This is a genomic window from Cobetia sp. PDI-23MA (assembly GCF_059507735.1).
Genome location: NZ_CM183352.1, coordinates 1921032 through 1933998, shown reverse-complemented (window position 1 = coordinate 1933998; position 12967 = coordinate 1921032). Strand labels below are relative to the sequence as shown.

The following is a 12967-nucleotide window of genomic DNA, read 5'->3' as shown; positions in this document are numbered from 1 at the left end:
CGGGAAGTATGCACTTTCTCTTGCGTTCCAAGAGGCTAATAGCTTCAACGCTTAATCATGACCTAAAGGTCAGACCTTGGTGATACGACTGGGGACAGGCGGCCAAGGCTTTGCTAGGATGCTCGCCCCCAAGGAGGCTGCATGCTTTACAACTACGGTTCTATCAATATCGATCACGTCTATCGGGTACCTCACCTGGTACGACCGGGTGAAACCCTGGCGAGTCTCTCCTACCGTCAGGTACTGGGTGGCAAGGGTGCCAACCAGTCGCTCGCGCTTGCGCGCGCCGGAGGCGACGTCACGCACTGGGGCCGCCTTGGCAACAGTGATCGCTGGGCACTTGAGCCGCTGGAAAGCGCCGGTGTCATCACCTCGCAGGTCGAGCTGAGCGCCAGCGCCAGTGGCCACGCCATCATCCAGGTGGACGACCACGCCGAGAACAGCATCATTCTGCATCCGGGTGCCAATCACGGTTTCACCGATGAGCATCTCGCGACGCTGTTCTCCGGCGTGACACAGGGAGATTGGCTGCTGCTGCAAAATGAGTGCAACGCACTGGGCAAGGTCATCGAATTGGCACATGCCAAGGGCATGAAGATCGCCTTCAATCCGGCCCCGATGGGGGCTGATGTCCTGCGCCTGCCGCTGGAACACTGCCAGGTGCTGTTCCTCAATCGTGGCGAAGCGGCACAGCTGGTCGAGCTGGAAGAGAGCGCGCCTGTCGCCACCCTGCTCGCCGCGCTGCACACTCGTCTGCCTGACACCGAAGTGGTCATGACTCTGGGCAGTGAAGGCGTCTGCTACCAGTTGGGGGAACAGCACATCCAGCTGCCGGCGCATCGCGTCAATGCCGTGGACACCACCGCGGCGGGCGACACCTTCATCGGCTATTACCTGGCAAGCCAGATCGAAGGCCAGAGCATCGAAGAAAGCCTGCGTCGTGCCAGCACCGCCTCTGCCCTGTGCGTGAGCCGCGAAGGCGCAGCGCCGAGCATTCCGCTGGCCAGTGATGTCGCCGCTGCCCTGGCCGAATGGCCAACACTCGACGTCCTGAGCAACTGAGTCTTCGAGCAACAAGTCTCTGAACGACTGAACTACCTGCACGGGGCACTACCACGTGGCCCGTGCCGTGCCCGTGTCACCTCATGGGCGCCCTGTTGGCGTAACGCCCTCTATTGCAGGTCACTTCTTTCACGAGTTTCACGAGTTTCACGAGGTCAGCATGAAAACACCGATTATCTTTGATACCGATCCGGGCGTGGATGATGCCCAGGCGATTGCCATCTGTCTGGCGCATCCGGACATCGAATTCCTCGGCATGACCACCACCTTCGGCAACGTTACCATCGAAACGGCCACCTCCAACGCCCTGCTGCTGGGCGAACTGGCGGGCCAGGAGATTCCGGTCGCCCAGGGCGCTGCCCAGCCGCTGGTCAAGGACAAGTTCCCGGCGCCGGCGCACATCCACGGCGCCAATGGTCTCGGCAACATGGAGATCCCGGAGCCCAAGGGCAAGGCGCTGTCCATCAGCGCACCGCAGTTCATCGTCGAGCAGGTCAATGCGCGTCCGGGCGAGATCACCCTCGTCGCCGTCGGCCCGCTGGGCAATCTGGCCACCGCACTGCAGCTGGACCCGAGCATCATCAGCAAGGTCAAGCAGGTCGTCATCATGGGCGGCTCCATCCGTGAAGGCGGCAACGTCTCACCGGTCGCCGAAGCCAACATCTTCAATGACCCGCATGCCGCCGCCAAGGTGCTGACCGCCGGCTGGCCGCTGACCATGGTCGGTCTCGATGCGACGCACCGCTGCGTGCTGTCTCCGGCCCATGTCGAGCGCATCCGCGTCGCGCAAGGCGCACTCGGCGAAGTGCTGTCCGGCAGCTATCAGTTCTACAAGGCTTTCTATCAGGAAGCGCGTGGCATCGATGGTTGCTGCCCGCACGACAGCTGCGCCCTCGCTTGGCTGATGAAGCCGGAGCTGTTCACTACCGAGCGCGGCCACCTGAATGTCGAAGTCGAAGGCCTGGCCGAAGGTCAGACGCTGTTCGCCCCTGAGGGTCGCGAATTCCTCGGCAACCAGTGGTCCCAGACGCCGCTGGTCGACGTCTGCCTCAATGCCCAGGGCGACAAGGTCGTCGAGTGGATCACCGACGTGCTGACCGCCAAGGCGTCCTGATCCGGCGCCCGGCAGGCCCGCCTGGGTCTACCATCGGGCTTGCCAACAAACCGAGCCAACGCCCGGCAACAATTTCGCTGGCGGGCGTTGGCTCGGTTTGTGCATTCGCGCTTGTTCACCTTCCCCTATCCTTCCCTCTTCTCCTCTTTCGCGTCTTTCCTTTTACCGCAACTGCCTTCCCACCCCCGAACACCGAGAAGTTGCTAAATTATGGATAATCTTTCAGCAAGATAACGGGATAAACTTTTGAATACCCCTTACCAGACAAGAGTGAATGGCGAGCCGTTCGGCGCATGCACATAATCTGATACGCTAGCGGAATCTCACTGGGCAAGCGCCTCATACGCCGCCCCATCCTGCCTGCCACGGAGCTCATCATGCCTTCGACGACAACGTTGCCCTCTGCCCCCGCTGCAACGCTTCGCACTCAGGATTCTCCCGCAATCGCCGACACCCAGTACGACTGCCTGGTCTTCATCGGTCGCTTCCAGCCCATGCACCATGGCCATGTTGCCGTGATGGAAGAAGCCCTGCGCCTCGCGCGGCAGGTCATCGTGCTGGTCGGTTCTGCCTGGCAGGCACGTTCACTGCGCAACCCGTTCACCTTCTCTGAACGTACGCGCATGATCCGCAGCTGCTTTGACGATGCCGACAATGCGCGCCTGGAAATCGTGCCGTTGTTGGATGCCCTCTACAACGACGATGTCTGGGTACGTGATGTGCAGCGCAAGGTACGCGATATCGCGCGTCCGCAGGCCAATCGAATGCCGAGAATCGCACTGATCGGTGCCAATCGTCGTGACAGCAACAGCCAGTCAAGCTACTACCTGAGCCTCTTCCCGCAGTGGGAGTCAGTGGCGGTGCCACTGCGCGAGGGGATGGAGGCCAGCCGTATTCGTGAGGTCATCTTCACCGAGCGCGCCCGCGCCGAGGATTGGCTGGACAACGAGGGGCTGGAGCTTCTGCCACCGCCGGTGGCTCAGCACCTGCATGGCTTCCTGGAGGAGACCGCGTGGCAAGGGCTGGTCGAGGAACGTCGCCTGCTGGAGCAATATCGCGCCGCCTGGAGCGATGCGCCCTACCCGCCACTGTTCATCACGGTCAACGCCGTGGTGGTGCAGTCAGGTCATGTGCTGCTCACCACACGTCGTGCGGCACCCGGCAAGGGGCTTTACGCCCTGCCTGGCGGCTTCGTGCAACCCCAAGAGCGCCTGCTGGATGCCTGTCTGCGTGAGCTCAAGGAGCGTGTGCGCCTCAAGGTGCCGGAACCAGTCCTGCGTGGCTCTCTGCGCGGTCAGCGTCTGTTTGACGCACCGCATCGCAGCTGGCGCGGGCGCACCCTGGCAGAGGCCTTCTACTTCGCCCTGCGACCGGAGCAGCAGCTTCCCAAGCTCAGAAGCGGCGGCGAGAGCGAGGAGCAGGCACGCTGGGTCGCGCTGGCGGATCTGGAGCCCGACACCCTCTTCGAGGACCACTTCTTCATCATTCAGAATTTCCTCGGCCTGCATGCAGGCCAAAGCAGTTTCTGACTCCTTGGAACGGCCCATGCAGTCGCGCACACTTCCCTGCATCAGCACAACGAAAACGGCAGCCCCGCGGGGCTGCCGTTTTCGTCACAAGGCACCTGGCTTTCTCTTGTCTTCACTTTTGTCTTTGCCTTCACTTGCCACTCTCGGGCTCATGCTTCGAGGAAATCACGCGGCAGGTTCATCAGCTGTTTCCACAGCTTGTCGATGCCGGGCTTGTGGACCAGCGAGCAACGATAGAGACGAATCTCCAGCGGGATATCCCATGCCTCGTTGCCCGCGCGCACCAGCTTGCCGCTCTCCAGCTCATCGCGAATGCAGAAATCCGGAATCCACGCCATGCCGACGCCCTGCAAGGCCATGCCCTTGAGGCCCTCGGCCATCGCCATCTCATAGACGGTGCGCAGGCGCAGGCGCAGTGGATCATTCTTCAAAAGCATCTTCACGCTGCGACCCAGAAATGCCCCCTGGGTATAGGACAGCAAGGGAATCGCATCCTGGCTGGTCTCGCTCTGACCGGTCAGCGGGAAGCGGGGCTCGCCATTCTCCAGCGGCACGCACACCGGCAGCATGTTGACCTTGGCGACCGAGAAGGATGGGAAGGCCTCGGCGTCCAGCTGCATGCTGGCGTAAGGGTCGTAATAGGCGAGCATCAAGTCGCAGTTGCCTTCACGCAGCGAGTGAATGGCGTCGCCGACATTCATCGCGGACAGGCGTGTCGGCAGCTCCCCCAGGCCCTGCTGGAGACGCGAGATCCACTTGGGGAAGAAGGCCAGCGCCAGCGAATGAGCGGCCGCGATATCCAGGGTCTCGTTGGCCATGCCCAGCCCGCGCAGGTGGGCGAGACACTCTGACAGCTGCTCTGTCAGGTTGCGCGCGGTGACCAGGAACAACTGGCCCTCCGGCGTCAGACTGACCGGGGTCGTCGAGCGGTCGACCAGCGTAGTGCCCACGGCCTGTTCAAGCGCACGTATGCGGCGGCTGAACGCAGGCTGGGTAACGTGTCGCAGGCGAGCCGAGGTGGAGAAGCTGCGGGTATTGGACAGCGCAACGAAATCTTCCAACCACTTAGTTTCCAGGTTCACCCGAACTCCCAAAAATGTCGAACATGCCCAAGCGAGGCTTGCCTGGCCGGTCATGCAGGGTCTTGTCATGGAGAATGGTGCGTCGCGGCGCACCACCACCTTCGTCTTATGCATTTGACGTATACGGCAGCGTTGAATGGCATTGGCCGCCGAGGGGCTGCGCTGGTTACCCTTGTCCACCTAGCCGCCATTCAAGCGCCACAGTGTACTTCAGCCAGGAGTTCCGCCCAAGTGAACCATCTCTCGGAAACCCCCATCGCCGCCAATGCCACCCCGGCAGCTTCCACACCGGCCGACTTGAGCCATGCCGAGCGTGAGGCACTGGCCAACGGCTTCCGACTTGAAAAGGATCTCCTCGGGCGCGAGCCGGTGCCGGCTGATGCCTACTACGGTGTGCAGACCCAGCGCGCGCTCAACAACTTCCACCTCTCCGGGGTGCCGCTGTCACACTTTCCGCGTCTTGTCGAAGGGCTCGCGCTGGTCAAGGCCGCCGCCGCCGAAGCCAACCATGCGCTGGGCTATCTCGAGACACGCGAACACGATGCCATCCAGCACGCCTGTGCGCGTCTGATGAATGGCGATCATCACGATCAGTTCGTGGTCGACATGATCCAGGGCGGCGCCGGCACCTCAACCAACATGAATGCCAACGAAGTGATCGCCAATCTGGGCCTGGAATTCCTCGGCTATGAGAAAGGTGATTACCAGCAGCTGCACCCCAACAACCACGTCAACATGGCGCAGTCCACCAACGACGCCTACCCGACCGCCATCCGTGTCGGCCTGCTGCGCAGCCACTCGGTGCTGGTGGATGCGCTGAGCGAACTGGCCAATGCCTTCGCCAGCAAGGCGCTGGAATTCGATGACGTGGTCAAGATGGGTCGCACCCAGCTTCAGGATGCGGTGCCGATGACGCTGGGCCAGGAATTCCGCGCCTTCGCCAACACCCTGCGTGAAGACGTCGATCGCATCGCCAACCTCAATGAATTGCTCAAGGAGGTCAATCTGGGCGGGACCGCGATCGGCACCGGCATCAATGCCGACCCGCGCTACAGCGCACTGGCGATCGAGGCTCTGGCGCGTCGTTCCGGCATCGACTTTCGTCCGGCGTCGGACCTGGTCGAAGCGACCAGCGACATGGGCGCCTTCGTGCTATTCCACGGTATGCTCAAACGCTTGGCGGTCAAGCTGTCCAAGATCTGCAACGATCTGCGCCTGCTGTCTTCAGGCCCACGCACCGGCTTCAACGAGATCAACCTGCCGCCTCAGCAGCCGGGCAGCTCGATCATGCCGGGCAAGGTCAACCCGGTGATTCCGGAAGCCGTCAATCAGGTCGCCTTCGATGTCATCGGCAACGACACCGCGCTGACCATGGCGGCGGAAGCCGGCCAGCTGCAGCTCAACGTGATGGAGCCGCTAATCGCCTACAAGCTGCTCGACTCCATCCGCCAGCTGAGCCGCGCCATGACCATGCTCAAGAATCGCTGTGTGATCGGCATCACCGCCAACCGCGATCGCTGTGCCGAGCTGGTCAATAACTCCATTGGCCTGATCACCGCACTCAACCCGTATATCGGCTATGACAATGCCACTCGTATCGCCAAGGAAGCCCTGACCAGCGGGCGCAGCGTGCTGGAACTGGTGCGCGAGGAAGGCCTGCTGGATGAAGCTCGCCTGGAGGCACTGCTGTCTCCGCAGGCCATGACGCGCCCACGCCAGATGAAGGACTGAGTGGTCCTGGGAACCTGAAAGCAACTCGATAGCATGTCAATGATGAAACCCGCCCAAGCAATTGCTTAGGCGGGTTTTTGTTTGGGTTTACACCGCACGCGGATCCCGTGGATAGAAGCGCTCGGGTTGCGCCTCGATATGATCGAAATGCTTGGTGTTCTTGTAGGGCATCTTCATGAAGCCGGAAATTCCCAGCCCGGAGATCAGCGGCACCGCATCGAGAATCTCCGCCAGCAGACGCGCGAATTCCTGCTCGCGCGAGGGATCCAGCAGTCGGTAATAACTGTGAATCTTGAGGTGGTGTGGCAGGGCTTCGAAGATCAACATGCCGGTGTGATGGATGGCATTGAGTGACTCCAGTGCCTTCAATATCTCCTCGGGCAGCACCAGCAGTTCCTCAGGGTCCGGTCCGTCCTCGAAGTAGGAGTGCACACGCGAGTCATCTTCAAGCTCCGGCACCGCGCTGACCTCATAGCTCAAACGAGGTCTGGCCTCCCCGTCTGCCGTCGGCGCGAAGACGAAGGCGGCCTCCGGGTCTTCCCGCTCCAGATGCAGGGTATCGCGAGCATTGAACAGACACGCCTTGAACACGCCCCGGCGATAGATGGCACGCGCCAGAGCGACCATGTTGTTGATCGCCACGACGAAGGCGGCCTTCAAGGCAGGGTCATGTAGGTGCAGCGCAGTATCCACGAAGATGCCCTGTGGCTCCCAGCGAATCGCCAGACCGCCGACGATCGGGTATTTGCCCAGACGACTGACCGCGGCCAGGAAGGCTTTTTCGGTGCCTCCCATGCCTTGCATGAAGTTCTTGTAGTAACGATCCAGCTGGACATCATTGACGGCGTCCAGCGCGTTGCCAGCGTGTTCACCGGACTCGTGCGTCTCGAAGGCCTCACGCAGGAAGGATTTGCGCGAGGTATAGACAACCGTATCGATCTCCCGCGTTGCCGGCCTCACCCAGACCGGCAGCAGAGACTGTGGCGGCTCGAGAGGCAATTCCGGCATCACCAGCCGTGCGATCCTGCCCATTTCGCGCAGGAAATAGTCGCCGGCCTGCATACGCAGCTGCGGGTCATCCGCCAGCATGCCGTCAAGCAGACGCGCGAATTCCCGCGGCAACCCCAGCGACACCGCCGGGATGGCGCGCACGCCGAAGCGACACGATTGCCCAGAAGCCAAGGCGTAAAGAGTGGCGGCCACACCCTGCTCATCAAAGCGCGGCGAGGACAGCGCTCCATTGAGCTGCTCCTCACCGATGAAATAGACATCGCCCAGACGCGCATTGGTCTGTTGCAGGTTATCCGACATCAGCTGCATCACGTTGGTGGTAATGAACTGCTGATGTTCATCGAGCTGAGCGAACACCGAACTGCCCCAGTCGATCAATGCCACCTGTTCCTGCTCGACATCGAAGACCAGATTCGACGGTTTGATGTCGCCATGCACGATGGGTGGTGTATTCGCTCCCGTCGTTGATCCGCGCAACGACTTGAGAATATCGGCCAGCTGACTGGCGATCTTGACCACCAGACGCGGCGCCATGCGCCCATGACGCAGCGAATATTCCTCGAGATTGATGCCCGGTGCACGCTGCATGACCAGAATCGACTGCCGCCGTACCCGCTGATAGCTGATCAGACGCGGAATCAGCGGGTGGGCGACCTGGTCGAGCATGTAGGCCTCTTCCTCCAGACGGTCCTGCAGTGCCTGGGGCAGAGTCACCCGCGTGAACTTGAAGACGTGCTCTTCACGCGTGCGCCGGTCTTCGCCAAGGCGCCAGCCCGCGAATACGAAGCCGTAGGCGCCCTTTCCGATCAGATGGATATCCCGGTAGCCAAGCCCTTGGAGCTGGGAGATGCACAGCGCCACCCAATCCTTGAGCTTCTTGGCATCATGATGCGAGAGCAGGTAGATCGACTGCTCTTCCGGGATATAGAACTGTTGCAGGCGCTCGTGGGCGCGCGCATCACTCATGCAGGATGCTCTCTAGCCGGCCCCTGGATCAGACAGCGCCTCATGACAGCGACAGCAACATTTCGTCAGGGTGCTCCAGATAATGTTTCCACAGATTGCTGAAGCGCGCGATGGTTCCGCCATCGATGATGCGATGATCTCCCGCCCAGGTGATGGTCATGATGTCACGCGCACAGACATTGCCCTCGTCATCGAAGCGCGGCAGACGCTGAGTGCGCCCCAGCGCGACGATGGCGACCTCGGGCTGGTTGATGATCGGCGCGGCATAGGTGCCGCCCAGCGCACCGATATTGGAGATCGACAAGGTGCCGCCCTTGAGGTCCGCCTGGGCAACGCGCCCGCTGCGCGCAGCCTCGGTCAGCCGCCCGACCTCACGCGCGATCTCGAGAATGCTCAGGCGTTCGACGCTCTTCACGTTCGGGACCATCAGTCCGCTGGCGCTGTCCACCGCCATGCCGATGTTGCAGGTGCCCTGGTAGAGAATCTCGCTTTCATCCTCACTGAGGCGCGCATTGAGAATCGGCTCCTCGATGACCGCCAGCGCCATGGCCTTCATGATGAACGGCATCAGGGTCAGGCGAATGCCCTGCTGCTCGGCGCGTACCTTGAGGCGAGCCCGCAACGCCAGCAGGTCGGTGATATCGAGCTCATCGCCATAATGGAAATGCGGGATCTGCGTGCTGGCCTGTACCATGCGCCGAGCCATAACGGCCGCAACTCCCTTGAGCGGTACCGCTTTCGACTCAAGGCGTGACGACCTCTCCTCGTGACTGACCACGTCACTGGCCACAGCACACGCTTCGGCAGCTGCCTTGCCGGTCTCGACAGCCTCGCCGACCTTGTGAGCATCATCAGGCACGAGGTCAGTCTCGCGAGCCTCGGATTGCTTGAGATAAGCCAGCACATCTTCCTTCAGCACCCGGCCGTTACGCCCCGAGCCAGCAATGGCCTGGAGTTCGAGCTGATGCTCGCGCAACAGGCGGCGCACGGCAGGGGTCGCGGGTATGCGAGGCCGGCTCTCCCCATGACTACCGTCTTGCCCACTCTTTTGGTCGCTCTTGTCGTCGCCCTCCCGGCGGTGTTCCGTCAGATACTCTGGCTGAGCCTGCTTGCGCTCAGGCGCGGTGACGTCACTCTCAGTGCTCTCAGTGCTCTCAGCGCTTTCAGCCTCTGCCTCTTCATCAGGCACATAGGCATAGAGCGGCGTATGCACTCGAGCATTCTCGCCCTGGGCATAATGGAAGCGCACGATACGTCCGGGCTCCGAGGCGGTGATCTCGACCAGCGCCTTGTCGGTCATCACATCCACGATCGTCTGGTCTTCTTCCACCGTGTCGCCTTCCGCGACGTGCCAGGTGACCACCTCACATTCGACGATGCCTTCACCGATATCCGGCAGGATGAAATCACGCGAACGTCGTTCAAGGGCCGCGGCTGTCTGTGGGCTAGCTGCCCCATTGCTGGCTGGTTTGGCAGACGCTGACGCAGCGACATCCGACTGACTGCTGGCCGCCTGGCTGGCGGCTGACTGAGTCGGTGCCGTCGAGCGAGCAGGTGCTGCAACCGTCATGACATCGCCGGCGTGATCATCCTCGCGCTCGCCGTGTCCGGTCTTCTCGCTATCACTATCACTGCCAACGCCGTCATCCACCGCAAAGAGCGGCGCATGGACACGCGCAATCTCGCCTTCCTGACAGTAAAGCTTGACCACGGTACCGGCGTGGGGCGCGGGGATTTCCACCAACGCCTTGTCTGTCATGACCTCGGCCACCGGCTGATCTTCCTCGATCACGTCGCCTTCCTTGATCAACCACTTGACCAGCTCGCACTCGACAATGCCTTCGCCGATATCGGGCAGGATGAAATCATTCATGGCGCGCATCACTCCCTGTCATCAGTAATTCAAGCTTTGCTTGATGGCCTCGTAGATCTTGAGCTCGTCCGGCAGATGCTCCTTCTCGAGCACCAGCGGGAACGGCGTATCAAGGCCAGTGACGCGCCGGATCGGTGCCTCGAGATACAGGAAACAACGCTCCTGCACGGTGGCGGCGATCTCGCTGGCAAAGCCTCCCGTCAGCGGGGCTTCATGACTGACCACCAGACGACCGGTCTTGAGCACCGAGTCACACACCGTCTCGATATCCCAGGGCAGAATGCTGCGCAGGTCGATGATCTCGCAGTCGATGCCATCCTGCTCGGCAAGCGCAGCGGCCTTCTCGATGACTTCCATCTGAGCGCCCCAGCCGAGCAGCGTGATATCGCGGCCTTCACGAATGACATCGGCCACGCCCAGGGGCAGTTCGTAATCGGCTTCTGGCACCTCGCCCACCGAGGCGCGATAGAGCCGCTTGGGCTCCATGAACAGCACCGGATTGGGATCACGAATCGCTGCCAGCAGAAGGCCCTTGGCCTGGTGGGGGTTGCGTGGAATCACGATCTTGAGGCCCGGGGTATGCGCGAAATACGCCTCGGGCGACTGGGAGTGATAGAGCCCACCTGCGATGCCGCCACCATAGGGCGTGCGAATCGTCAGGCCGCCGACATCGAACAGATCACCGGAGCGGTAGCGGAACTTGGCCGCCTCGTTCACGATCTGGTCAAAGGCGGGGAAGATGTAGTCGGCGAACTGGATCTCGGCCACCGGTGTCGAGCCCTGCGCCGCCAGCCCGTTGGCAAACCCGATGATGCCCTGCTCGGTGAGTGGCGTATTGAAGCAGCGCTCTCGACCGTATTTGTCCTGCAGGTGGCTGGTAGCCCGGAAGACGCCACCGAATACCCCGACATCCTCCCCGAACAACACCACACGGGGATTGGCGGCCATGGCAATATCCAACGCATTGTTGATCGCCTGCAGCATGTTCATCTGTTTCTTGCCCGAGGCCGAGGCTACTGCATCCTTGCTGCCAGGCGCGGCAGACGCTTCTTTCGCCGCTGAACCCGCCGCAGCTGAGTCGCTTGTAGCTGAATCTGTCACTGGCGTTTTCTCCAACGGCTGTTCACTCATCTGCTCGCTCATGATGTCTGGCCTCCATCCACACGCTGATGGCGTTCCTGATACACCTTGCGGCTGTCTTCCAGCTCCTGCGAAGTGAATCCCATGCTGGCGGCGCCCTTGGGGTAGGCGTGCGGGTACTTGCGAATATGTTGTTTCACGTCTTCGAGCTGCTGTGTGAGCAACGGCGTCGGCGTGTCGTAGACATCACTGATCAGCGTGTCCAACGCCGGTGGCGCCAGTTTCTCGGCGCGCTTCATGGACTCAAGCACTTCGCGACGCAGTTGATCACCAGTGGCCTTTTCCTCCTCTTCGCTCCACCAGCCTTGTGCCTCCAGCCAGTTGCGCATGCGCAGAATGGGGTCCTTGTCGCGCCAGATGGCCTCCTCCTTCTTGCTGCGATACCCGGAGGGATCATCCGAAGAGGAGTGCGCCGCCAGACGGTAGGTCATCGCCTCGATCAATACCGGCTGATGGGTCTCGACCGCGATCTTGCGCGCCGCCAGGGTGGCTTCGTAGACGGCGATCACATCATTGCCATCCACCCGGATGCTCTGCATGTGATAGCCGAAGGCGCGGGGCGCGATGCCATCAGCGGCGAATTGCTCGCATGACGGGGTGGAAATGGCATAGCCATTGTTGCGACACAGGAAGATGCACGGCACCCGATGCACGGAGGCCATGTTGAGGGCGGCATGAAAATCGCCCTCGGAGGCGGCCCCTTCACCGAAGATGGTGATGGTGCACTGCCCCTTGCCCGCCAGCTTCTGACCGTAGGCATAGCCGGTGGCCTGGGGGATCTGGGTAGCCAGCGGTGAAGAGATGGTCATGTAGTGCAAGTCACGCGACCCATAGTGGATCGGCATCTGACGGCCCTTGCCGTAGTCGCGCTCGTTGCCGAACATCTGGTTCATGAATTCGTCACAGCTGAAGCCACGCCAGGCAAGCGCACCCTGCTCACGGTATTGCGCCATGATCATGTCATCTTCCTGAAGCGCCGCCGCACTGCCGATCACCGTGGCTTCCTCGCCGGTGCATTGCATGTAGAAGCTCAAGCGCCCCTGGCGCTGGGCAGCCAGCATGCGCTCATCCAGCACCCGGGTGAACAGCATCGTGCGGTAGATCTTGAGCGCCGTGTCGCGCTCGATCGGGTCGCGCTCGATCGGATCACGTTCGATAGGTGAAGCGTCCTGTGACGGCTCTCCCTGTACCTGCGACTCATCGACGGGATAAAGGGTGCCGTCCTGACGCAGGCGCTTGAAGATCGGGATGCAGAGTTCATCGCCGGTCATGAAGGCCAGATGATGCAGCACCGTCGGCCCCTGCGGCGCGATCTGGTCTGCCGTCGGCATGGCGGTCAGGTCATTCAGCTCTGGCTGTAAGCCATCGGGCGGCGCGCTCCCCGGGGAGACGGGTCCGCGTGTTGTTGTATCGGACATGCTCAGCGTCCTCTCTTACCGATCAGGCGTTTGAGGGATTA

At 61.6% G+C, this 12967-nt stretch carries 9 protein-coding genes and 1 pseudogene; 4 read left to right on the top strand and 6 right to left on the bottom strand.

The genetic code is table 11. The features are described 5' to 3' along the window. Positions 1–141: 141 nt before the first annotated feature. The 3 genes from AC5WNJ_RS08235 (at position 142) to AC5WNJ_RS08225 (ending at position 3705) form a co-directional block, all read left to right on the top strand. Positions 142–1062 carry a ribokinase gene (locus tag AC5WNJ_RS08235; RefSeq protein WP_253063713.1) on the top strand — a complete coding sequence of 307 codons (921 nt, stop codon included), beginning with the start codon at positions 142–144 and terminating at the stop codon, positions 1060–1062. A gap of 160 nt (positions 1063–1222) precedes the next feature. Further along, complete coding sequence (locus tag AC5WNJ_RS08230) at positions 1223–2176, top strand: nucleoside hydrolase (RefSeq protein WP_253063711.1); 954 nt, start codon at positions 1223–1225, stop codon at positions 2174–2176. Positions 2177–2553: 377 nt separating this feature from the next. Beyond that, the gene (locus AC5WNJ_RS08225) at positions 2554–3705 is read left to right on the top strand and encodes a bifunctional nicotinamide-nucleotide adenylyltransferase/Nudix hydroxylase (RefSeq protein ID WP_495930990.1); all 1152 of its coding nucleotides are present in this window, start codon (positions 2554–2556) and stop codon (positions 3703–3705) included. Between the two features lie 149 nt (positions 3706–3854). Here the strand turns inward: AC5WNJ_RS08225 and AC5WNJ_RS08220 are convergent, their stop codons facing one another. Next, positions 3855–4787, bottom strand: a complete 933-nt coding sequence (locus AC5WNJ_RS08220) for a LysR substrate-binding domain-containing protein (RefSeq protein ID WP_054556694.1) — start codon at positions 4785–4787, stop codon at positions 3855–3857. A 321-nt stretch (positions 4788–5108) separates the two neighbouring features. Between AC5WNJ_RS08220 and AC5WNJ_RS08215 the strand changes: the two genes are divergently transcribed. Beyond that, on the top strand, positions 5109–6518 hold the full coding sequence (locus AC5WNJ_RS08215; RefSeq protein ID WP_495931035.1) for an aspartate ammonia-lyase: 1410 nt from the start codon (positions 5109–5111) through the stop codon (positions 6516–6518). Between the two features lie 87 nt (positions 6519–6605). On the opposite strand, the gene AC5WNJ_RS08210 is transcribed toward AC5WNJ_RS08215, so the two are convergent. From AC5WNJ_RS08210 to AC5WNJ_RS08190, 5 genes and pseudogenes are all read right to left on the bottom strand, one after another. Then, the gene (locus AC5WNJ_RS08210) at positions 6606–8495 is read right to left on the bottom strand and encodes a protein kinase domain-containing protein (protein ID WP_495930989.1); all 1890 of its coding nucleotides are present in this window, start codon (positions 8493–8495) and stop codon (positions 6606–6608) included. Positions 8496–8535: 40 nt separating this feature from the next. Continuing rightward, the gene (locus AC5WNJ_RS08205) at positions 8536–9897 is read right to left on the bottom strand and encodes a 2-oxo acid dehydrogenase subunit E2 (protein ID WP_495931034.1); all 1362 of its coding nucleotides are present in this window, start codon (positions 9895–9897) and stop codon (positions 8536–8538) included. 312 nt (positions 9898–10209) lie between these two features. Beyond that, a pseudogene (locus tag AC5WNJ_RS08200) lies at positions 10210–10368 on the bottom strand (biotin/lipoyl-containing protein); the annotation flags it as partial. A gap of 21 nt (positions 10369–10389) precedes the next feature. Continuing rightward, positions 10390–11358 carry an alpha-ketoacid dehydrogenase subunit beta gene (locus tag AC5WNJ_RS08195; RefSeq protein WP_495930988.1) on the bottom strand — a complete coding sequence of 323 codons (969 nt, stop codon included), beginning with the start codon at positions 11356–11358 and terminating at the stop codon, positions 10390–10392. Between the two features lie 149 nt (positions 11359–11507). Next, positions 11508–12839 (bottom strand): thiamine pyrophosphate-dependent dehydrogenase E1 component subunit alpha, encoded by a 1332-nt coding sequence (locus AC5WNJ_RS08190; RefSeq protein ID WP_495931033.1) that lies wholly within the window; start codon positions 12837–12839, stop codon positions 11508–11510. Between the last annotated feature and the right edge of the window lie 128 nt (positions 12840–12967).

What these genes read in the sequence shown, in the direction of transcription:
- AC5WNJ_RS08190 (WP_495931033.1), bottom strand. Translation starts at nt 12,839, where the DNA reads ATGCCGACGGCAGACCAGATCGCGCCGCAGGGGCCGACGGTGCTGCAT.
- AC5WNJ_RS08230 (WP_253063711.1), top strand. Translation starts at nt 1,223, where the DNA reads ATGAAAACACCGATTATCTTTGATACCGATCCGGGCGTGGATGATGCC.
- AC5WNJ_RS08195 (WP_495930988.1), bottom strand. Translation starts at nt 11,358, where the DNA reads ATGAACATGCTGCAGGCGATCAACAATGCGTTGGATATTGCCATGGCC.
- AC5WNJ_RS08210 (WP_495930989.1), bottom strand. Translation starts at nt 8,495, where the DNA reads ATGAGTGATGCGCGCGCCCACGAGCGCCTGCAACAGTTCTATATCCCG.
- AC5WNJ_RS08225 (WP_495930990.1), top strand. Translation starts at nt 2,554, where the DNA reads ATGCCTTCGACGACAACGTTGCCCTCTGCCCCCGCTGCAACGCTTCGC.
- AC5WNJ_RS08235 (WP_253063713.1), top strand. Translation starts at nt 142, where the DNA reads ATGCTTTACAACTACGGTTCTATCAATATCGATCACGTCTATCGGGTA.